At 70.0% G+C, this 20,654-nt stretch carries 21 protein-coding genes; 5 read left to right on the forward strand and 16 right to left on the reverse strand.

Annotated features, from left to right (window positions below):
• Positions 1-3: 3 nt before the first annotated feature.
• The 7 genes from HNP44_RS11590 to HNP44_RS11620 form a co-directional block, all read right to left on the reverse strand.
• Entirely contained in the window at positions 4-1,185 is a 1,182-nt protein-coding gene (locus tag HNP44_RS11590) for an ABC transporter ATP-binding protein (RefSeq protein ID WP_259140420.1), read from the reverse strand.
• Positions 1,186-1,213: 28 nt separating this feature from the next.
• Positions 1,214-2,047, reverse strand: coding sequence for a carbohydrate ABC transporter permease (locus tag HNP44_RS11595; RefSeq protein WP_259140421.1), 834 nt, complete (start codon positions 2,045-2,047; stop codon positions 1,214-1,216).
• Positions 2,048-2,056: 9 nt separating this feature from the next.
• Positions 2,057-2,995 (reverse strand): carbohydrate ABC transporter permease, encoded by a 939-nt coding sequence (locus HNP44_RS11600; protein ID WP_259140422.1) that lies wholly within the window; start codon positions 2,993-2,995, stop codon positions 2,057-2,059.
• Positions 2,992-4,443, reverse strand: coding sequence for an extracellular solute-binding protein (locus HNP44_RS11605; RefSeq protein ID WP_310437679.1), 1,452 nt, complete (start codon positions 4,441-4,443; stop codon positions 2,992-2,994). The genes HNP44_RS11600 and HNP44_RS11605 overlap by 4 nt, the downstream gene beginning before the upstream one ends.
• Positions 4,444-4,526: 83 nt before the next feature.
• Positions 4,527-5,264, reverse strand: a complete 738-nt coding sequence (locus HNP44_RS11610) for a TetR/AcrR family transcriptional regulator (protein WP_259140423.1) — start codon at positions 5,262-5,264, stop codon at positions 4,527-4,529.
• Between the two features lie 63 nt (positions 5,265-5,327).
• On the reverse strand, positions 5,328-6,329 hold the full coding sequence (locus HNP44_RS11615; RefSeq protein ID WP_259140424.1) for an AurF N-oxygenase family protein: 1,002 nt from the start codon (positions 6,327-6,329) through the stop codon (positions 5,328-5,330).
• 241 nt (positions 6,330-6,570) lie between these two features.
• Positions 6,571-7,092, reverse strand: coding sequence for a general stress protein (locus HNP44_RS11620; RefSeq protein WP_259140426.1), 522 nt, complete (start codon positions 7,090-7,092; stop codon positions 6,571-6,573).
• A 51-nt stretch (positions 7,093-7,143) separates the two neighbouring features.
• Here HNP44_RS11620 and HNP44_RS11625 point away from each other — a divergent pair, with 51 nt between their 5' ends.
• Genes HNP44_RS11625 through HNP44_RS11635 form a run of 3 tightly spaced genes read left to right on the forward strand, consistent with a single transcriptional unit; the run spans position 7,144 to position 9,732 of the window.
• The gene (locus HNP44_RS11625) at positions 7,144-8,433 is read left to right on the forward strand and encodes a magnesium transporter MgtE N-terminal domain-containing protein (protein WP_259140431.1); all 1,290 of its coding nucleotides are present in this window, start codon (positions 7,144-7,146) and stop codon (positions 8,431-8,433) included.
• Positions 8,430-8,957, forward strand: coding sequence for a DUF1003 domain-containing protein (locus tag HNP44_RS11630; RefSeq protein WP_259140433.1), 528 nt, complete (start codon positions 8,430-8,432; stop codon positions 8,955-8,957). Before HNP44_RS11625 ends, HNP44_RS11630 begins: the two co-directional genes overlap by 4 nt.
• Entirely contained in the window at positions 8,944-9,732 is a 789-nt protein-coding gene (locus HNP44_RS11635) for an Rv0361 family membrane protein (RefSeq protein ID WP_259140439.1), read from the forward strand. Before HNP44_RS11630 ends, HNP44_RS11635 begins: the two co-directional genes overlap by 14 nt.
• A 3-nt stretch (positions 9,733-9,735) precedes the next feature.
• Here HNP44_RS11635 and ahcY read toward each other — a convergent pair whose 3' ends face one another.
• From ahcY to HNP44_RS11655, 4 genes are all read right to left on the reverse strand, one after another.
• Positions 9,736-11,202 (reverse strand): adenosylhomocysteinase, encoded by a 1,467-nt coding sequence (gene ahcY, locus HNP44_RS11640; RefSeq protein ID WP_259140441.1) that lies wholly within the window; start codon positions 11,200-11,202, stop codon positions 9,736-9,738.
• A gap of 214 nt (positions 11,203-11,416) precedes the next feature.
• Positions 11,417-12,916, reverse strand: coding sequence for an amino acid permease (locus HNP44_RS11645; RefSeq protein ID WP_259140442.1), 1,500 nt, complete (start codon positions 12,914-12,916; stop codon positions 11,417-11,419).
• A 68-nt stretch (positions 12,917-12,984) separates the two neighbouring features.
• Positions 12,985-14,682: an ABC transporter transmembrane domain-containing protein gene (locus tag HNP44_RS11650; RefSeq protein ID WP_259140443.1), complete on the reverse strand. Its 1,698-nt coding sequence runs from the start codon at positions 14,680-14,682 to the stop codon at positions 12,985-12,987.
• Positions 14,683-14,695: 13 nt separating this feature from the next.
• A complete protein-coding gene (locus tag HNP44_RS11655) occupies positions 14,696-14,824 on the reverse strand; it encodes a hypothetical protein (RefSeq protein ID WP_255603085.1) in 129 nt (42 codons plus the stop codon).
• A gap of 190 nt (positions 14,825-15,014) precedes the next feature.
• Here HNP44_RS11655 and HNP44_RS11660 point away from each other — a divergent pair, with 190 nt between their 5' ends.
• The gene (locus HNP44_RS11660; protein ID WP_259140444.1) at positions 15,015-15,218 is read left to right on the forward strand and encodes a hypothetical protein; all 204 of its coding nucleotides are present in this window, start codon (positions 15,015-15,017) and stop codon (positions 15,216-15,218) included.
• Between the two features lie 12 nt (positions 15,219-15,230).
• On the opposite strand, the gene manA is transcribed toward HNP44_RS11660, so the two are convergent.
• The 4 genes from manA to HNP44_RS11680 form a co-directional block, all read right to left on the reverse strand.
• A complete protein-coding gene (gene manA / locus HNP44_RS11665) occupies positions 15,231-16,472 on the reverse strand; it encodes a mannose-6-phosphate isomerase, class I (protein ID WP_259141160.1) in 1,242 nt (413 codons plus the stop codon).
• A complete protein-coding gene (locus tag HNP44_RS11670) occupies positions 16,472-17,578 on the reverse strand; it encodes a tobH protein (RefSeq protein ID WP_259140448.1) in 1,107 nt (368 codons plus the stop codon). Before HNP44_RS11670 ends, manA begins: the two co-directional genes overlap by 1 nt.
• A gap of 68 nt (positions 17,579-17,646) precedes the next feature.
• Complete coding sequence (locus HNP44_RS11675; RefSeq protein WP_259140449.1) at positions 17,647-19,017, reverse strand: phosphomannomutase/phosphoglucomutase; 1,371 nt, start codon at positions 19,015-19,017, stop codon at positions 17,647-17,649.
• A gap of 127 nt (positions 19,018-19,144) precedes the next feature.
• On the reverse strand, positions 19,145-19,624 hold the full coding sequence (locus tag HNP44_RS11680; protein ID WP_259140450.1) for a DUF3499 domain-containing protein: 480 nt from the start codon (positions 19,622-19,624) through the stop codon (positions 19,145-19,147).
• Between the two features lie 101 nt (positions 19,625-19,725).
• Here HNP44_RS11680 and HNP44_RS11685 point away from each other — a divergent pair, with 101 nt between their 5' ends.
• Complete coding sequence (locus HNP44_RS11685) at positions 19,726-20,226, forward strand: metallopeptidase family protein (protein WP_259140451.1); 501 nt, start codon at positions 19,726-19,728, stop codon at positions 20,224-20,226.
• Positions 20,227-20,254: 28 nt separating this feature from the next.
• On the opposite strand, the gene HNP44_RS11690 is transcribed toward HNP44_RS11685, so the two are convergent.
• Entirely contained in the window at positions 20,255-20,581 is a 327-nt protein-coding gene (locus tag HNP44_RS11690) for a WhiB family transcriptional regulator (RefSeq protein ID WP_068524587.1), read from the reverse strand.
• Between the last annotated feature and the right edge of the window lie 73 nt (positions 20,582-20,654).

The raw sequence follows: 20,654 nt of genomic DNA on the forward strand, positions 1-20,654 counted from the left end.
GACCTACAGCGCCAGGTTGTGCCCGGTCGCGGCGTCGAAGACGGCGATCTTGGTGGGGTCGTAGTACAGGTCCACCTCGGCGCCGCGAGCGGCGGTCGAGTCGGCGGACAGCCGCGCGACGATCTCGTCGACGCCTGCGGGCGGAGGCAGCTGCTGCCCCGCCGTGAGGTCGCCGAGAACGTCGGTGCGGGCGTCGTCGGCCGCGACGGCGAAGTGCACGAACTTGTCCGAGCCCATCGACTCCAGTACGTCGACCCGCGCGCGGAAGGTGAGGCCGCCGACGCGCTGGTTGGGGTCGAGCAGGCGGGCGTCCTCGAAGTGCTCGGGCCGGATGCCGACCACCACGTCGCCGGTCTTGTTGCCGGCGGCGGAGGCCTTCTCCGCCAGCTGCGGCGCGTCGAGCAGCAGGATCTCGCCGAGGGCCGTGTCGATACCCACGGAGGTGAGGCGGCCGGGCACGAAGTTCATGGCGGGCGAACCGATGAAGCCTGCGACGAACAGGTTGTTCGGACGGTCGTAGAGCTCCTGCGGGGCGCCGATCTGCTGCACGTCGCCGCTCTTGAGCACGACGACGCGGTCGCCGAGCGTCATGGCCTCGGTCTGGTCGTGCGTCACGTAGACCATCGTGGTGCCGAGGCGCTTCTGCAAGCGACTGACCTCGGTGCGCATCTGCACACGCAGCTTCGCGTCGAGGTTCGACAGCGGCTCGTCCATGAGGAAGGCCTTGGGGCTGCGGACGATCGCGCGGCCCATCGCTACGCGCTGCCGCTGCCCGCCCGAGAGCTGCGACGGCCGGCGGTCGAGGTGCTGCGTGAGGTCCAGCGTGCGGGCGGCGTCCTCGACGGCCGCGTTCACCTGCTCCTTCGGCAGCTTCGCCAGCTTGAGCGGGAAGGCGATGTTCTCCCGCACCGTCATGTGCGGGTACAGCGCGTAGGACTGGAAGACCATCGCGATGTCGCGGTCCTTCGGTGCCCGCTCGTTGACGCGCTCGCCGCCGATCCGCAGCTCCCCGGAGGAGATGTCCTCCAGGCCGGCGATCATGTTGAGCGTGGTGGACTTGCCGCAGCCCGACGGGCCCACCAGGATCACGAACTCGCCGTCGGCGATCTCCAGATTGATGTCGCTGACGGCGGTGGAGCCGTCGGGGTAGGTCTTCTTGACGTGGTCCAGGACGATGTCGGCCATGTGATTGCTCCTCGAGTACTTTCCGGCGTCAGCCCTTGACCGCGCCGGAGGTCAGTCCGGCGACGATCCGTCGTTGGAAGATCAGGACGAAGATGATGATGGGGATGGTCACGATCACGGCGGCCGCCGAGATGGAACCGGTGGGCGTCTCGAACTGCGAGCTGCCGGTGAAGTTGACGATCGCCACGGGCGCGGTGATGGAGGTGTCCGTAGCTGTGAGAGAGAGGGCGAACAGCAGGTCGTTCCAGCAGAAGATGAAGACGAGGATCGCGGCGGTCACGACGCCGGGCGCGGCCAGCGGGGCGATCACCCGGCGGAAGGCCTGGGCCGGGGTGGCGCCGTCCATCTTCGCGGCCTTCTCCAGCTCCCACGGGATCTCCCGGAAGAAGGCCGACAGCGTGTAGACGGTCAGCGGCAGCGCGAAGGTGATGTACGGCAGGATCAGGCCCGCCCAGGTGTCGAACAGTCCGACGCTGCGCTCGATGTTGAACAGCGGCGTGATGAGCGAGACCTGCGGGAACATCGCGATGAGCAGCGCCGCCCCGACGAACAGCTTCTTGCCCGGGAAGTCGAGCCGGGCGACCGCGTACGCGGCGAACATGCCGATCAGGACCGCGATCGCGGTCGAGATCAGCGCGATGCCGATCGAGTTCACCAGCGGTCGGATGAAGCCGCCGTCGGAGAAGATGCCCGTGTAGTTCTCGAACGTCGGGTTGCTGGGGAGGAGCTTGCCGTCGGCGATGCTGGCGGCGGGCTTGAAGGACAGCGAGACGATCCATAGCACGGGGATCAACGCGTACAGGACGACCAGTAGGTCGATCACGGTCCAGCCGATCTTTCGACCAGTGGTGTTGGCAGCCATGAGTTTCTCCTACCGCCGATCGCCGTTGTCGGAGCCCGGCACGGCGGTGCCGAAGGCCTTGATGAAGATGAAGGCGATGATCGCCACGCAGAGGAAGATCAGCACCGAGATCGCCGACCCCACGCCCAGGTTGAACGCCTTGAACAGGTTGTTGTAGCCGAGGATCGACACCGATCCCGTCCCGTTGCTGCCGTTGGTCAGGATGTAGATGTTGTCGAAGATCCGGAACGCGTCCAGGGTGCGGAAGAGCAGCGCCACCAGGATCGCCGGCTTCATCAAAGGGATCATGATCCGGGTCAGGCGCGTCCACGCGCCGGCACCGTCGAGGGCGGCGGCCTTGAGCAGGTCGTCCGGCACCAGCGCAAGGCCGGAGAGCAGCAGCAGCGCCATGAACGGCGTCGTCTTCCAAACCTCGGCCAGGATGATGATCGCGACCGACGGCCACTGCTGCGTCAGCGGCGCCGTGCCGTCGGGCAGCAGGTTCGCGAGGTAGCCGGTCTCCGGCGTCCAGGCGTAATACCAGGAGAACGCGGCCACGACGGTGACGATGCCGTACGGAATGAGCACGACGGTGCGCACGAGCCCGCGGCCGACGATGGTCCGGTGCATGACCAGGGCGATCGCCATGCCCAGCACGAACTCGATGGCCACCGAGATCACGGTGATCAGCAAGGTCATGCCCAGCGCTTCCCACCAGTACCCGTCCTGCAGCACGGTGACGTAGTTGCTGAAGCCGATGAACTCGTCCTGGCCGGGTGCCGCGAGCGAGGATTTCTGCAGGCTCAGCCAGAACGCGTACACGATCGGGTACGCGGTCACGGCGAGCATCACGATCGCCGCGGGGGCGATGAGCACCAGCCCGAGGCGGCGGTCGGCGCGCTTGCCCTCACTGGCCGGGCCCTGTTCCGCAGGGCCCGGAGTGGCGGTCGCAGTCGTGGCCGTGGTCATGGCACCAGCCCCTTTCCGTCCATGGCCTTCTGCGCGGCCTCGGTCAGCTTGTCCGCGAGCTGGTCGGGTTCCTGGCTACCGACCGGCGTCAGGGTGGCCTGTAGCAGCGTCGACATCGCGGTGTACAGCGGCGTGATCGGCCGCACCGCCGCGGTGTTCTCCTGCAGCTGGTCGCGGATCAACGAAGCCATCGGGTAGGCCTTGCGGAACTCGGGGTCGTCGTAGAGCTTCGAGAACACCGGCGGCGTGCCGCCCTTGACCGCGTAGGTCCGGCCGGCCTTTTCGTTCGTCAGGCAGTCGAGCGCGGCGAAGGCCTGCTTCTCGTAGCGGGTCGTCTTCGCGACCGCGAAGTTGATACCGCCGACGGTGGTCTTCGCCGGCTTGCCGGCGATCACCGCGGGGTACGGCGCGAAGTCGAACTTCTGCCGCGTCAGGTTGTTGATCTCGTTCAGCTGCGCCGTCGTGGGCTCCGGGGGGTCGGTCGCGTCCTTCGGCGGATTGAGCAGTTCGTTGAACTTCTCGAGCTCCGTCAGGAAGGGCACGGTGCCGGCCGCGCCGTTCTGCTTGGCGCTCGCGAAGACGTAGGGCCAGTTCACCTGGAAGATCGCCTTTCCCGTCTCCATACCGAGCCGGGCGTCGTTCTCCTTGAGCTGGGTGAAGGAGGGGTCACGCCCCGGCGCGGTGGCGAGCTGCCGCATGATCGTCAGCGCCTTGACGGTGGCGGCCCGGTGCTCCGGAGTGTCGGTGAGCGTGACGGTCCTACCGTCGTCCGCCAGCATCCGCCCACCGGCGCTCTCGAGCAGCGTGTTGAACCACACCACGACACCCTCGTACTGCGCGGCCTGGACCTCCACCTGCGTGGGCCCGCCCAGCTCACCGGAACGCGCGGCGTACTGGATGACCTGGTCCCAGGTCAGCTTCGGCGGGGTGTTGCCGATCTTGCGGCCCAGCACCTTCTCCAGCGAATCCTTGCGGTACCAGAGCAGCTGGGTGTTGGTCCAGGCCGGCGCCGCGTACTGCTTGTCCTGCCACATCGCGGTCTTCAGCGGGCCGGCCAGCATCGTCTTCTTCGCCGCGGCCGCCATCTCGTCGGGCAGCGGCAGAGCCCATCCCGCCTCGGCGAACTCGGCGGTCCAGTTCACGTCGAGGCCCATGATGTCCATGGTCCGGTCGTTGCCCGCGGCGCGGCGGGCGAGCTGCAGCCGCTGATCGTCCGCGCTCTTGGGCAGCGAATGCCCCACCACCTTGTACTCACTGGTGGAACAGGTCTCCGCGACCTCCATCACCGTGGTCGCGCCGTCGGCCGGGGCATACACGTTGAGGGTGATGCCCTCGCCCTCCGTCCCGCAGCCCGCCAACAGCGTCACCGCCATGGTGGCCGTCAGTCCCACCGCGGCGGCGCGCGACCGCCGCCGGGTGCCGAGCCGCGTTCTCCGTCGTGTCGTCACGCCGCCTCCTCTGCCGCCCTCGACCGGGTGGCGTCCGCTCGAAAGCTAGCCGACGCGGCCGGTGAGGTGAACCACATTCGGCATTATCGTGCCAGACCGGAAGCGAGGTCGTTCATGACCTGGCTGAACTCGGCGTCCGGATCCACCTGAAGCCCGAGGGTGCGGGCGGCACCGTCGAGCACGAACCACGTGATGTCCGTGAGCGACTCGACCATCTCCGCGCGCGTGCGGCCGCGGACGGAGGCCTCGCCCCGCACCCAGCTGGTGAGCGTGCCCTCGACCATCGTGAACACGACGAAGGGCACACCGGCGAACGCGGCGGGATCCAGACCGGTGAGTGCCGCGAGGCCCTCGATCGTCTGCTCGGCTCGGGCGACCACGCGGTGCCGCAGCTCGCCGATCGCGTCGGGCGCCACGGGAAGGCCATCCGGGCCGGTTGCGTCCGTGGGGCCGGCGCGCAGCAGGTCGACGAGGCGCGGATTGTCCTGCATCCAGGTGGCGGCGCTGGCGATCGAGCGGCGCAGGATCTCCCGCAGGGAGCCGGTAGAAACGTCGAGGTCGACCTCGAGCTCAGCAGCGAACTCGTCGACGACGAAACCACGGAGCCCCCGGGCCAGATCGTCCTTACTCTTGAACTGCCGGTACACCACGGACTTCACCAGGCCCGCGCGTTCGGCGATGCGCCGCACCGGGATCGGGGCGCCGGGCTCCGACTCCTCGACGAGCTCGGCGGCCGCGCGCAGGATGAGGTCGCGGCGCTGCGAATTGTGGACGCGCCAGCGCAACTCGTAGCCGCTCTCGGGCTCGTGCACGGTCGCCATACCGGGCGATATTACGCCCGCGTGTCCCTGCGCCGGACCTCCCAAGGCGGGCCCGGTGGAGCCTCAGGCGGCGAGCTGCGCGGGCCGCGTGGGCTCGCCGCGGTACCGCGCCTTGTGACCGTCGATCTTGAGCACTTTCCACATGAGCCTGCCGACGGGCGTCATGAGCCCCAAGTCGTCGGCGAGCGCGCGCATCTCGGCGAAGTAGTCGTTCAGCAGGGCGCGCGCCGTCGGACCGCGCCAGAAGGCCTCGCGCTTGACCTCGCGCGGCACATCGAACCGCTCGAAGAACTCCTTCGGCGGGGTGAAGATCTCGCCCACCAACCAGCGCATCGCGAGCGGGAAGGCAAGGGCGCAGATCCGCTTCTGCCGCGCGGTCATGTCACGCAGGTGGGCGTGCAGGAACTCGTGCGCGAAGGAGATGTGCCGGGCCTCCTCGGCGACATGGATCTCCATGGTGCGGAGCACGAGCGGCGGCACCTGGCCGCCGTGCCGCATGATCGCCTTCTGGTAGTGGTCGATCGGCTCCTCGCCGCCGAGGATGCCCATGAACAGGATCACGTGGGCGTAGCCGCCGAGCACGCCGATCATCGGCGAGGCCCGCCGGAACCACTTCCGCATGCCGGGGACGTCCACGTCGACGCGATTGACCAGTTCCTGGAACATCTGGATGTGGTTGCACTCCTCCGTCATCTCGTGGAGCGAGTACCGGAACTCCGGCGACTGGTTCGGGAGCTTCATGATGTATTGCATCATTCCGCGGATCAGGATCGACTCGAAGGCGGCGCCCACCTTGATGGTGTTGGCCATCCGCCACTTGCCGATCTCGATGCGGCGCTCGAGCGGCAGGTCGCGGTACCACTGCGTCGCGCCCAACGAATCGAGGGTCGGCGGCAGCACCCAGCGCGGGTCGTTCGGATCAAGCTGCAGCTCCGGCGCGTCCCAGTCGATGTCGAGGAACGGATCGAACCGGCGGTGCACCGAGCCCTCCGACAGGTCCTCCAGCACGTCGCGGTAGCCCTGCTCCAGCTCGCGCCGGCTCACGCGCCCCAGGATGTCCGCCATGAGAGTCCTCCTTGTGATCGCTATCACTTCGCAATTTAGCAGGACTTCGCGACCCGGTAAATGGTTCGACCGGAATCGCGCCGTCATCGCAGGTCGACGGGGTTCGACGGTGCGCCGCCGCGCGGCCTCGGCACCCGGCGAAGTCGGAATCGCCGGCCGCCACAGAAACGCCGCTCGCCCCACACAGGTGCGGGGCGAGCGGCGAGATCTGCAGCGCGCGGCGGGCTCGGCCGCGCCAGGGCTACTGGATGTTCAGCCGCGCCAGCATGTCGCGGGCGCGTTCGGCGACCTGAGGGTCGCACAGCACGTCGTACCGTCCGGCGACGAGCTGCATCGTCGACGAGAAGTCGCGGGTGCCGCGCGAGGCCCAGTACGGCACGGATGCGCTGATCAGGCCGAAGACGACGCCGCCGATGACGCCAGCGATCACCGTCGACACCAACTTGTCTCCGCCGCCCACGAACAGGCCCACAAGCATGCCGAGGAACAGGCCCAGCCACGCGCCGGAGGCGGCGCCGGCGCTGAGCACGCGACCCCAGGTCAGGCGGCCGGTGATGCGCTCGACCTGCATCAGGTCGACGCCCACGATGGTCACGTTCTGGACCGGGAACTCCTCGTCCGAGAGGTAGTCGACGGCGCGCTGCGCCTCGGCATAGGTGTTGTACGAGCCGATTGGCCAGCCCTTCGGCGGCGTCGGCAGGCCACGTCCGGCGGGCCCTCCCGGCTGGTTCGGCGACCCGGGTCCGGATAGCGGTTGCGACATTCGACGCCCTCCCTCACATGCGATGCGTAGAACGAAACTACCCTGAAGTACATGTCGGCTGTCTCCAGAGTATTCGTCGCACGACTGTCCGGCTTGCCCGTCGTCGGCCCGGACGGCGAATCCGTCGGCCGCGTCCGCGATGCGGTGATCGGCCTACGCGCCGACCGCAAGGCTCCGCGCGTCCTCGGACTCGCCGTCGAGCTCGCCAACCGCCGTCGCATCTTCGTGCCGATGCTGCGGGTGACCAGCATCGAACCCGCCGCCGTCACCCTGAACACGGGCTCGGTGAGCCTGCGCCGCCTGCACATCCGCCCCGGCGAGGCGCTGGCCCTCGGCCAGCTCCTGGGCACCAAGGTCCGCATCGAGGAGCCGGGCGAGCCGTACGACGGTGCCGACGCCACCGTCGTCGACGTCGGGATCGAGCAGACCCGCACCCGCGACTGGGTGGTGCACCGCCTGGCAGTGAAGATCCGCGCGACGGGTTGGAACCGGCGCGGCGGCGTCCAGGTGGTGGACCTCCCCCATGTCTCCGGGTTCACGACGACCGCGCTCACCGGCGCCGATCACGACATCGCCGAAGCCCTGACCGTTTTCGAGGACATGCGCGCGACCGACGTCGCGCAGGCCCTGCGGGAGCTGCCGACGCAACGCCGGCTGTCCATCGCCGCCGCCTTCGACGACGAGCGGCTCGCCGACGTGCTCCAGGAGCTCGGCGACGACGACCAGGCCGAGGTGATCGCCCACCTGTCCAAGGCGCGCGCCGCCGACGTGCTCGAGGCCATGGATCCCGACGACGCTGCCGACCTCCTCGGCGAGCTGCCCGACACGCAGCGCGAGGAACTGCTCGCGGTGATGGACCCCGAGGACTCGGGCACCGTCCGCCGCCTGCTCACGTTCTCGCCCTACACCGCGGGCGGCATGATGACGCCCGAACCGATCGTGGTCACCCCGTCGACCACGGTGGCCGAGGCCCTGGCCCGGGTCCGCAACCCCGACATCACCCCGGCGCTGGCCAGCATGGTCTTCGTGGTGCGTCCGCCCACCGCAACACCGACGGGCCGATATCTCGGCGCGGTGCACCTACAGCAGTTGCTGCGCGAGCCCCCGGCCGATCTGGTGGGTGGCATCGTCGACACCGACCTGCCGCGCCTCGGGCCCGACGATCCCCTGGGCGCGGTGACGCGGTACTTCGCGGCGTACAACCTGGTCACCGGACCCGTCGTCGACGCGGAGAACCACCTGTTGGGCGCAGTCTCGGTCGACGATCTGCTCGACCATCTGCTGCCGGAGGATTGGCGCGACGAGGATCTGGACGAGGGAACTGAGGAGGTCACCGGATGAAGGAACGCTCCCGCCTCGACACTCCGCGGCAGGGCCGCAGCTTCCACCTGAATCTCGGCGACGACATGATCGGCCAGGGCGCCGAACGCGTCGCCCGTTTCCTCGGCACCGGTCGGTACCTCGCGATCCAGACCGTGATCGTGATCATCTGGATCCTGCTCAACGTCCTGTGGTTCACGTTCCACTTCGACCCGTACCCGTTCATCCTGCTCAACCTGGCCTTCTCCACGCAGGCCGCGTACGCCGCGCCGCTCATCCTGCTCGCGCAGAACCGGCAGGAGAGCCGTGACCGCGTCTCGCTCGATGAGGACCGGACGCGCGCAGCGCAGACGAAGGCCGACACCGAGTTCCTGGCCCGGGAGCTGGCGTCGGTACGTCTGGCCGTGGGCGAGGCGGCGAGCCGCGACTACATGCGGCGCGAGCTCGACGAGGTGCACGAGAAGCTGGACGCGCTCACGGCACTCCTGCAGGCGATGGAGCACCGTCGGCACGCACCGGAGGCGCGCGCAGATGCGCCCGACTGACCCGCGCGAGCTACTGCACCCCGTCCTCCCGCCGGAGACCTACGAGCGGTTGGGGATCGCTCCGCCGCGGCCGCCGCAGCTCTACGGCACGGGTGGACCCGTCTCCTCGGCGGGCACGCCCTACCTGACGGGGCGCGCCGTGACGGGGGCGCCCGCCCCGTCGGGCCAGGGCGTACCCGGGCAGACCTCGCCGGCACAGTCGAGCCAGGGCGTGTCGGCCCCGAGCGCGGTCGCCACGGCCGGCCCCGGCTCGCCGCCGGCGTACGCGCCCGGCTCGCCCCCGTACGTCCCGGCGGCGCCCGGCGGCCCCCCGCCGGCGAAGGACCGGTCCGTAGCGATCGTGCTCGGGGCGACGGTGGCCATCATCGCGATCATCCTCGGCACCACCTGGTACATCCTGGCCAACCGCGGCGGCCCCGACGACGAACAGCAGATCCGCGACGTGATCGCCGCCGAGACCAAGACCCTCAACGACCGGGACCTCGCCGCACTGATCGGCGTCCGCTGCGCCGCGGACGTCCAGATGCTGCGGACCCAGTTCACGTCGCAGACCTTCGCGGCCGAGATCGACACCCTGCTCGGGCCGGACGGCCGCTGGCAGGTCGTCGTCGGGGAGGTCCGCCTCGCCGCCGGCGCGGGCAAGGCGGAGGCCGAGGTCACGTCGACGCCGGTGGGCTCGTCGACGGTCGTCTCGCGGTCCCTCACAGACACGACCACCCTCCGGAAGGAATCCGGAGGGTGGAAGGTGTGTATCAGTTCGTCGCGCGTGCGCTAGCGCTCAGTAGCGGTAGTGCTCGGGCTTGTACGGGCCCTCGACGTCGACGCCGATGTACTCGGCCTGCTCCTTGGTGAGCTTGGTGAGGGTGCCGCCCAGGGCCTCGACGTGGATCTTGGCGACCTTCTCGTCGAGGTGCTTCGGGAGGCGGTAGACCTCGTTGTCGTACTCGTCGGGCTTGGTCCACAGCTCGATCTGCGCGATCACCTGGTTGCTGAAGCTGTTGGACATGACGAACGACGGGTGGCCCGTCGCGTTGCCCAGGTTCAGCAGGCGGCCCTCGGAGAGCACGACGATCGACTTGCCGGTGTCGCCGAAGGTCCACTGGTCGACCTGCGGCTTGATGTTCAGGCGCACGGCGCCCGACTTCTCCAGGCCCGCCATGTCGATCTCGTTGTCGAAGTGGCCGATGTTGCCGAGGATCGCGTGATCCTTCATCGCCTTCATGTGCTCGAGCAGGATGATGTCCTTGTTGCCCGTCGAGGTGATGACGATGTCGGCGTCGCCGATGGCCTGCTCGACGGTGACCACGTCGAAGCCGTCCATCAGCGCCTGCAGCGCGTTGATCGGGTCGATCTCGGTGACCTGGACGCGCGCGCCCTGACCGGCCAGCGACTCGGCGCAGCCCTTGCCCACGTCGCCGTAACCGGTGATGAGGACCTTCTTGCCACCGATCAGCACGTCGGTGCCGCGGTTGATGCCGTCGATCAGCGAGTGGCGGGTGCCGTACTTGTTGTCGAACTTGCTCTTGGTGACCGAGTCGTTGACATTGATCGCCGGGAAGGCCAGCTCACCCGCGGCGGCGAACTGGTACAGGCGCAGCACGCCGGTGGTGGTCTCCTCGGTCACGCCCTTCACCGACTCGGCGATCTTCGACCACTTGGTCGCGTCCTTGGCCAGCGACTCGCGCAGCAGGGCCAGGAACACCTGGTACTCGGCGCTGTCGGCGTCCTCGTCGGTGGGCGGGACGACGCCCGCCGCCTCGAACTGCGCACCGCGCAGCACGAGCATGGTGGCATCGCCACCGTCGTCGAGGATCATGTTGGCGGGCTCACCCGGCCAGGTGAGCATCTGCTCGGCCGCCCACCAGTACTCCTCCAGCGTCTCGCCCTTCCAGGCGAAGACCGGCACGCCCTGCGGCGCCTCGACGGTGCCGTGCGGGCCCACGACGACCGCCGCGGCGGCCTCGTCCTGGGTGGAGAAGATGTTGCACGAGGCCCAGCGCACCTCGGCGCCGAGGTCCACGAGGGTCTCGATGAGCACCGCGGTCTGCACCGTCATGTGCAGCGAGCCCGAGATCCGCGCACCCTTGAGCGGCTGGACATCGGCGTACTCGCGACGCAGCGCCATCAGGCCCGGCATCTCGTGCTCGGCCAGGCTCAGCTGCTTGCGGCCCGCCTCCGCGAGGGAGAGGTCGGCGACCTTGAAGTCGATTCCGTTCGCCGTATCGGCGGTCAGCGTAGAAGTCACGCGCTCCAGGCTATCGCTCCTGGTGCTCGCCGGTGCCGCCGCCCAGTGCGGTTGCGTTCCGAACGTCGGGTTTTTCGACGGTCCGCGGCCTGATTCGGTTGCGAAACCCCGCAGAACCTGAATTTCGGGACGCAGTCACGAACGGGGCCCCCGAAACGCAGAACCGCGGCGGGAGCAGGTGCTCCGGCCGCGGTTCCCAGCGTGTACGGACCGATCAGTCGGCCAGCGACTCGATGACCTCGCCGCGCTCGCGCCTGCCGAGGATCGAGTGGTTCTTCGAATACAGGAAGTAGACGACCACGCCGAGCGCCATCCAGCAGACGAACCGGAACCAGGTCTCCAGCGAGAGGTTCAGCATGAGCCAACCGCACGCGATGACGGACAGGATCGGCACCAGCGGCACCAGCGGGGCGGTGAAGCCGCGCTTGAGGTCCGGACGCTGCTTGCGCAGCACGACCACTCCGACGGACACCAGGACGAAGGCGAAGAGGGTGCCGATGTTGATCAGCGACGCCAGCTCGCTCAGCGGGACGAGGCCCGCGAAGATCGCGACCACGACGCCGACGCCCACCGAGATCCGCACCGGGACGCCGCGATCGGAGGTCTTCGCGAGCTTGCGGGGCAGCAGGCCGTCTCGCGCCATGGCGAAGAGCACGCGGTTCTGGCCCATGAGCAGCACCATGACGACGGTGGTGAGGCCGGCCAGGGCGCCGATGGAGATGATCGTCGCCGCCCAGTCGACACCGTTGAGGGAGAAGGCGTACGCGAGGTTCTTCTCCTTGCCGTTGCCGGCGGACGTCGCGAGGTCCTTGTAGCTCGCCATGCCGGTGACCACGACGGTCACCGCGATGTAGAGGACGGTGACGATCGCGAGCGAGCCGAGGATGCCGCGCGGCACGTCGCGCTGGGGGTTCACGGTCTCCTCGGCGGAGGTCGCGACGATGTCGAAGCCGATGAACGCGAAGAAGACGATGCCGGCGCCGGCGAGCACGCCGTACCAGCCGTACGTCGAACCCGAGCCGCCGCTGATGGCCTGGAACAGCGTGGTCGCCCAGCTCACGTCGCTGCTCGCACCGGGCACGGAATCAGGAATGAACGGGGAGTAGTTGGAGCCCTTGATGTAGAAGGCGCCGACAACGATGACCAGCAGCACCACTGCCACCTTGATCGCGGTGATCACCGCGGACACGCGAGAGGAGACCTTCGCCCCGAACGTGAGTAGCACCGTCAGCACGGCGACGATGAGCATCGCACCCCAGTCGACGGTGAAGCCGCTGACCGTGAACGCCGCCGGCCCGGTGCCGAAGACCGTGCCGAGATAGCTCGACCAACCGCTGGCGACCGCCGCCGCGGCGATGGAGAACTCCAGCACCAGGTCCCAGCCGATGATCCACGCGGCGAACTCGCCGAAGGTCGCGTAGGAGAACGTGTACGCGGAACCGGCGACCGGCACCGTCGACGCGAACTCGGCGTAGCAGAGCGCCGCCAGACCGCACGCGATCGCGGCGATGACGAACGAGATCGACACGGCCGGGCCGGAGAAGTCACCGGCGGTCGAGGCGCCGATGGTGAAGATGCCGGCACCGACGACCACGGCGACACCGAAGATCGTGAGGTCCCATGCGGTCAGCTGCTTCTTCAGCCGGGTGCCGACCACCTCGGTGTCGGCGATCGACTGTTCCACCGATTTGGTGCGCAGCAGTGGGTTGGCCATGCGTGCTCCTGTGTCGTCTCGGGTGTGACGATTCATCAAACACCACTGCGGCGCCGCAGCGGGGCATTTCAGACGTCTGCACCGGCCTCGAGCGTCACCTGTCCGTCGAGCACTCGGTAGCAGCGGTCGGCCGCGGCGCGAAGCAGCGGATCGTGCGTGATCACGATGACGGTGCGGCGCATCGCGATCGACTGCAGCACTCCGGCCAGACGCTCGGTGTTTGCCTCGTCCAGCCCGGTGCTCGGCTCGTCGAGGATCAGCACCGGAGTGGGCCGCCCGATGCCCCGCGCGAGTGCGATCCGCTGCCGCTGACCGCCCGAGAGTTCCTCCCCGCCCAGGGAGGTCGGTGTCGCGTAGCCGGCGGGCAGTCGGCGCACGAACTCGTCGGCGCCCGCCAGGTCGCCCGCGGCGCACGGATCGGCCCCGCTGCCGTAGGCGATGTTCGACGCCAAAGTCCCCGTGCGGATCACCGCGCGCTGCGGCACGAGCGTCACCAGCTCGCGCAGGCCCGGGCCCACCGTCCCCATCCGATCCCCCAGGCCGACGGTGCCCTCCGCACTCGTCAGGCCCGCGAGGACGTGCGCGAGCGTCGACTTGCCGGAGCCGGACGGGCCCGTCACGGCGGTGAGGACGCCGGGATCGGCCGAGAACTCGGGGCAGTCGAGCAGGAAGTCTCCGCGCCGCGCCGCGAGCCCGGTCACCCGCACCGGCACGCCGGTCCGCACCAGCTGCGCCTCATCGCGCCGGGCACCGTCGAAAGCAGCCATGGACACGGCACTGTCGACCCCGGTGCTCCGCGCGGGACTGCCGAGCGGCCCCGCGAGCTCGGCGAGGCGCTCCGCGCTGATCCGTGCGCCGACGAGGGCTAGCCGGCTCTCGGCGACGTCCTGCACCCGGGGATAGAGGTAGCCGAGATAGCCTGTGAGCGCGATCAGCGCGCCGTAGGTGAGGCTCCCCGTACGCACGAGCGCGACACCCGCGACCGACACGGCGATCAGTGTGAGCGCCTGCGCCGAGCCCAGCACCCCGCCGAAGGCGGCGTGCACCCGCGCCTCGCGCATCCGCGCGCCGAAAAGCGCCGCACCCCGCCGGTGGACCTCGGCAGCCTCCGCCGTCTCCATGGCGTGCAGCCGCGCGAGCTCGACGGTGCCGGTCACCTCGGCGATCACCGTCCCGAGCGCGGAGTGGGCTTCTCGCTCGCGCGCGGTCGCCCGCTCCTGCGCGCCCCGGAACGCACGGGCGAGCCCGGTGAGCACGGGAACCGCGACCAGCGCGATCAGGGTGAGCTGCCAGCTCAGCCACCACGCGACTGCGACCAATCCACCGGTCGTGAGGACCGCAACCACGGCCTGCACGACCGAGACCGACAGCGCGGTCTCCAGCACCACGACGTCCTCGGTCAGCCGAACCACGACGTCGCCGGTGGAGAGGCGATGCACCTGGTCCATCGGCAGTCGCAGAACCCGGGCCAGGACCTCGTCGCGCAGGGCGAGAACGGTGCCCTCGGCGGCGCGGCAGGTCGCGAGGGTCCCGCCGTAGGTCAACAGCGCGCCCAGGAGAGTCGCGCCGACCCACGCGCCGACTCCGCGGGCGGTGCCGGCGAGCGAGGTGGAGCCGAGGACCGCGGTCAGCACGTCGGCCATGACGAGCACCGACGCCACCTCGACCAGGGCCGCCCCGACCAACAGCACCAGGCCACCGACGAGGGATCGTCGGTGGCCCGGCGTGTGGGCCCACAGCAGCCGCAGCATGTCCGTGGACGTCATCGGACTCCTCGGGTCACTGCCAGACCCAGTCCCAACGTCGGGCCTGCGGGTTCCAGCGACGCACCCGGCGGCGCTGGGGCTGCTGCGGCTTGGGCTGACCCGGTCGCTGTCCCTGACCGTTGCCCTGTCCCGGTGCTGCCATGAGTTCATCTCCTTGCGTCGTGGCCTTGTCGGCCGTTCTTCGTTGCAAGGACCACTCTCGCGCCGCCGCCTGGGCGCACTCTGCCGTGCGGCTGGCAGTCCCATGGGAGCGTCGAAGTTACCGACGAGTGTTACTCGTTGGTAGGTGAAAAGTGTTGGCGTACCAGCAAGTAACACTTACCGTCGGGCTTATGACCAAGACTTTCGCGCACACCACCGACCAGACGGTCGCCCAGCTCCTCAACATCGTCGAGGGTGGAGACGATGTGCTGCTCACGCGCGACGGCAAGCCGCTCGCCGTGCTCAGCAAGGCGCAGCCCGAGGCCGTCGCCGTGGCGAACATGCAGACCTTCGACATCCCCGAGACCTTCTACGAGAACCTCGGTGGCTGCTGATCCGACCGTGACCTAGTGCCCGCCCACCAGGGTGCGGAAGAACTCCGCAACGGGTGAGTGGGCCGTCACCACGACGCCCGGGTCGGTCGCGGCCATCCATAGGCCGCTGCCCGCCGGGACGTCGATCGACCGGCCCGCGCTGCGCACCGTCACCGTTCCCTCGGTGACGACGAGCAGCTGCGGGCCGCGTGCGTCCAGCTCCACCGACGCGGCACGCTTGAGTGCAGTCCCGTCGAGCCGCACCCGCGAGACCCGGAACTCCGGCGCGGGCGTCGCGAAGACGACCTCCGGGCCGACCGTCGCCGTGCGGGGCGCCAGGTCCGACGGTGCGCGGGGCGTGAAGTCCAGCACCCGCAGCAGCTCCGGCACGTCGACGTGCTTGGGCGTGAGGCCGCCGCGCAGCACGTTGTCGGAGTTCGCCATGACCTCGACGGCCGCGCCGTTCACGTAGGCGTGCAGGTTTCCCGCCGAGAGGTACAGCGCCTGCCCGGGGTCGAGCACGATCCGGTTGAGCAGCAGCGCCGCAAGCACCCCGGCGTCGTCCGGGTAGCGCTCCCCCAGCGTCAGCGCGAGCTGCGCCTCGCCCTTGAACTGCTCGGCGCCGCTCTCCAGGTAGCGCACGCAGCCCGCGAGGACCGCGGGCACCAGTACCGCGAGCGCAGGCTGCGGCAGAGTGATCCAGGTGGTGACCAGCGCGCGCAGGCCCTGCGAGTCCGGTTGCCCGGCGAGCAGGCCGAGGTAGCTGTCCAGCTCCGGCACCGCCAGCGCGCGCAGCAGTTCGACGGTGACCGCCGGGTCGCGGAATCCGGCCAACGCCTCGAACCGACTGAGGGCGATGACGACCTCCGGCTTGTGCGCGGCATCGCGGTAGTTGCGCTCCGGGGCGTCGAGAGGGATCCCCGCGGCGTTCTCGCGGGCGAAGCCCTCCTCGGCCTGCTCTCGCGAGGGGTGGGCCTGCAGCGAGAGCGGCTCGTCGGCCGCGAGCACCTTCACCAGGTAGGGCAGGCGATCGCCGAACTCGTCGCGGCAGATGCGCCCGAGCTGGCCGTCGAGATCGGCGCCGATCGCGGAGAGCAGGTCGCCGTCGGTCGCGGTGTCGGCGGCGTCGTACAGCTTGGCCGGGTCGGCGGGGTGCGCGCCGAACCACAGCTCGGCCTCGGGATGGTTGGACGGCACGTGCCGTCCCTGCATCGTCGCCAGGACCGTGCGCGAGCCCCAGGCGTACGGCCGGATGACTCCCTCGATCCGCTGCATCACGCCTCCCCCGTCAGGCGCCGGTAGACCGACGCGAGATCGAACCGTACTGCCAGCGCCAGGAGATCCAGCGCGTCGGCGCGCGGCCCCGTCGCCTCCGGCGCTCGCTCCGCACCCTCGTCGACGGGGAGCGACTCCACATCGGGCAGGGCGCGCAGCCGCGCCTCAACCAGGGGCGCGCGCTGCTCCGTGGTCAGGATCAGGACCCGCAGGGGCGTCTGCGCTGCCGGACCGTCGAGGAACGGGTCGTGGAACAGCGGATCTACTGCGGCACCCGTCTCGAGCGCGCCTCCGGGCGGCGCGGCCGCCAGTTCGGGGGTTGCGAGCTCGACGTCGGCGAGGCCGACCGCGGCGACGACCTGGCCGCCGAGCGTGAGGGCCTGCGACGCCGCGTGTTCGGCGACGGCGAGGCCGGGCGCAGTGTCGGCGGTGAGCGCCACCCGCCGGCCCGTCATCCGGGCGGCGAGGCGCTTCGCGGGATTGGACTCGACGTCGCGGTCCGGCGCGCCGCGCACGGCCTCGTCGTCGAGGGTCTCGGCGAGCGTGTGCAGGAAGCCCTCACCGGGCGCGTCGCCGCGGTCGGTGCCGGCGAGGCGGCCCAGCACGGCGAGCAGCGCGGCGGCGACGCCGACGAAGCCGAACCGCTCGGGTACGCGCAGGCGGGGTGAGAGGTCGACCGCGCGGCCCGCGGCCGCCTCGGCGACGGGGCCCTCCATCGGCACGGCGACCACGACGACGGCGCCGCGGCGCGCAGCGGTGGCGATGGCCCGGGCGAGCACGAGATCGCCCGCGTCGAAGCCGCAAACGACGACCACGTCGAGCGCTCCCACCCAGGGCGGCAGCTCGGTGGAGCGGACGAGCGGGACGTCGAACCGGCCTGCTGTGAGGGCCTCGACGAAGCCCGCGGCGGCGGCCGCGGGGCCCGCGCCGCAGACCACGACGACGGCACGCGGCGCGAGGCCGTCGAGCTGGGCGAGCGCCCCCTCATCAACGGCGGTCGCGACCGCGCGCGCCTGCGCGCCCGCGAGGGCAGCGGCACGCAGGTGGCCGCCCACGTCGGCCGCGATCAGGCCCGCCGGATCATCGAGATCGGCAATCTCGGTCACGGCTTCCTCCCGTCCCATCGGCGTCGCGTCCCGTCGGCACCGTTCCGACCGCCGGGCACATCGCGCGATCAGGCACGTACGATCGCCAGGATCCGCTCGGTCAGCGCGCGCACCTCGTCCGTGGTCGCCGCCTCGACGTTCAGTCGGAGCAGCGGCTCGGTGTTGGAAGCGCGCAGGTTGAACCAGGCGCCCGAATCCAACTGTACCGTCACGCCGTCCAGTTCATCGGTGCTCTGGATTTCGTCTGCGAAAGCATCGAGTACGGCGCGCGTGCGCTCGCCCTGGTCCGCCACCGTCGAGTTGATCTCGCCCGACGCGGCGTACCGGTCGTAGACGCCCATCAGCTCCGAGAGCGGCTTCGCCTGCTCGCCGAGCGCGGCCAGCACGTGCATCGCCGCCAGCATGCCGGAGTCGGCGCCCCAGAACTCGCGGAAGTAGTAGTGCGCGGAGTGCTCGCCGCCGAAGACGGCGCCCGTCTCCGCCATCTGCGCCTTGATGAAGGAGTGGCCGACGCGCGTGCGCACGGCGGTGCCGCCGTTCTCGACGATGATCTCGGGCACTGCCTTGGACGTGATCAGGTTGTGGATCACGGTGGCGCCCGGGTTCTTCGCGAGCTCACGCTCGGCGACGAGGGCCGTCACGGCCGACGGCGAGACCGGCTCGCCCTTCTCGTCGACGACGAAGCAGCGGTCGGCGTCGCCGTCGAACGCGAGACCGATGTCGGCGCCCTGCTCGACGACGAACTTCTGCAGGTCGACGAGGTTCTTCGGGTCGAGCGGGTTGGCCTCGTGGTTCGGGAAGGTGCCGTCCAGCTCGAAGAACAGCGGCCGCACGTCGAGCGCGTCGACGGGGCCGAGCACCGAGGGCACGGTGAAGCCGCCCATCCCGTTGCCGGCGTCGACGGCCACGCGCAGCGGGCGCGAGCCGGAGAGGTCGACAAGCGTGCGGAGGTAGTCGCCGTACTCGTCGAGCACGTCCCGCTCGGACACCCGGCCGGGGGCACCGTCGTACGACGGGGCGCCGTCGGCCACCTGCTGGGTGATCTGTCGCAGCCCCGTCTCCTGCCCCACGGGCTTGGCGCCGGCGCGGCACAGCTTGATGCCGTTGTAGGCGGCGGGGTTGTGCGAGGCGGTGAACATCGCACCCGGGCAGTCGAGCAGACCGGAGGCGAAGTACAGCTCGTCCGTGGAGGCGAGGCCGATGAGGGTGACGTTCACGCCCTGCGCGGTCACGCCCTCGGCGAAGGCCGCGGACAGCGACGGCGACGAGTCGCGCATGTCGTGGCCCACGACGGCGTCGGTCGCGCCCTCGCCGCGGATCAGCGAGCCGAAGGCGGCACCCACGTCGCGGACGAAGGCCTCGTCGATCTGCTCCCCGACAAGGCCGCGCACGTCGTACGCCTTGATGACAGCCTGCACCGACTCCAGCGCTCGAACCACGCTCGACGACCTCCTGTGAAACGGCGTGCGGAAACCCGGCGGGCTCCGTGCGGACGCCCCACCCTATCGGCAATCGGGGCGCGGGCCGGCATTCGGCGCGGAGATGCGGACGCTTCTCCGGCGACTCCTAATCGACGGGGTCGGGCAGCACCCGCAGATGGCCGCGGCGGCCCGGCCGGGCGGCGTGCTTCGGTGCCGCTCCCCCGGGCTGCGCCGAGGGCGTGACCTGGGGTCCACTTAGACCGTCAAGGACGGGGCGCATCGCACCGATCGGCGGGAGGGAGCGCAGGGGGGCGTCGGCGGGCTCGGGGGCGCGGCGTCCCTGGTCGCGGGCGGCGCGCTCGTGGACCGTGTCGGCCAGCGCGGTGAGGTCGTCGTCGAGAGCCGCGTTGCCGACTGCACTGTAGGCCGGGAGGTTACGGAGCATCTCCCAGCCGCGCGGCGCGGTCATGCGGGTGGCATGGAACTCGCAGAGGTCCCAGGAATGAGGCTCGCTCGTGGTTCCGAGCGGGCCCAGCACCGCGATCGACTGGCGGTAGTCGAACGTCAGCGTCGCCACGGCGAGGTTCCTGCAGCCGGGACGGCAGCACTGACGGACGGAGTTCACAGCAAGAAGGTTAACCCGTGGCCCGGGCGGCGCGCTCCCGACACACCGGACGACCGCGCGCGACGGACGACCGCCGCGACTCCACCTAGACTGAGAGCATCATGAGAAGCAGGAGAGGGACACCCGAGGGGGGCGCGCAGTTGCGGCGCCGGGTGGCGCGCGACCGGCGCGGCCACGGTCTTCGCGGGCCGCTGGTGCCCCGCGATCTCCCGGCGCACCGGACGCGCGCGCAGGACTTCGACGAGGTGGTGCTCGACGCCTTCGCGGAGATCGACTCACTGTGGCACGACAAGCTGACCGACCTGGACATCGCGGTCGACGACGTGCCGGGCATCCTGCCGCACGATCCGGACGCGGTGTCGTGGCCCGCTGAGGTGGAGGCGGACGGCCCGATACCGTTGGCGCGCATGGTTCCCGTGGGCATCGACCGTCGGGGCAATCGCACCCGGGCACGGCTGATCCTGTTCCGCCGGCCGCTGCAGCGTCGCACGAAGACGGAGGCAGACCTACTCGATGAAATCCTCGCGATCCTGGTACACCAGATCAGCGATTACCTCGGCGTGACCGAGGAGACACTGCTCGCCGGCCCGGACGCGCTCTGAACGCGGGCGACCACGGCCGGACGAACGGTCAGATAATGCCGCGCTTGAGCTTCCGGCGCTCACGCTCGGACAAGCCGCCCCAGATGCCGAACCGCTCATCCTTCTGGAGGGCGTACTCGAGGCATTCGTTGCGAACCTCGCAGCCCAGGCAGATGCGCTTGGCCTCGCGAGTGGAGCCGCCCTTTTCGGGGAAGAACGCCTCGGGATCCGTCTGCGAGCACAGTGCGCGGTCCTGCCACTGATCCTCGACGGCCTCGTAGAGTTCCTCGAAACCCGCGGGCACGACACTCAGGTGCGCACGGCTGGACCCACCGGAGAAGCTTCCGAACGGTTCACGATGAGCGTCGATCGTCATCGGCCCGCCTCCCTCGTTGCTTTCGTGGTGTTCGATGGATTGCTGTCTGCATGCCCCGCGCCGGCGAAGAAGT

Origin of the sequence: Tsukamurella ocularis (assembly GCF_024807615.1) — a bacterium.
GTDB classification, from domain to species: domain Bacteria; phylum Actinomycetota; class Actinomycetes; order Mycobacteriales; family Mycobacteriaceae; genus Tsukamurella; species Tsukamurella ocularis.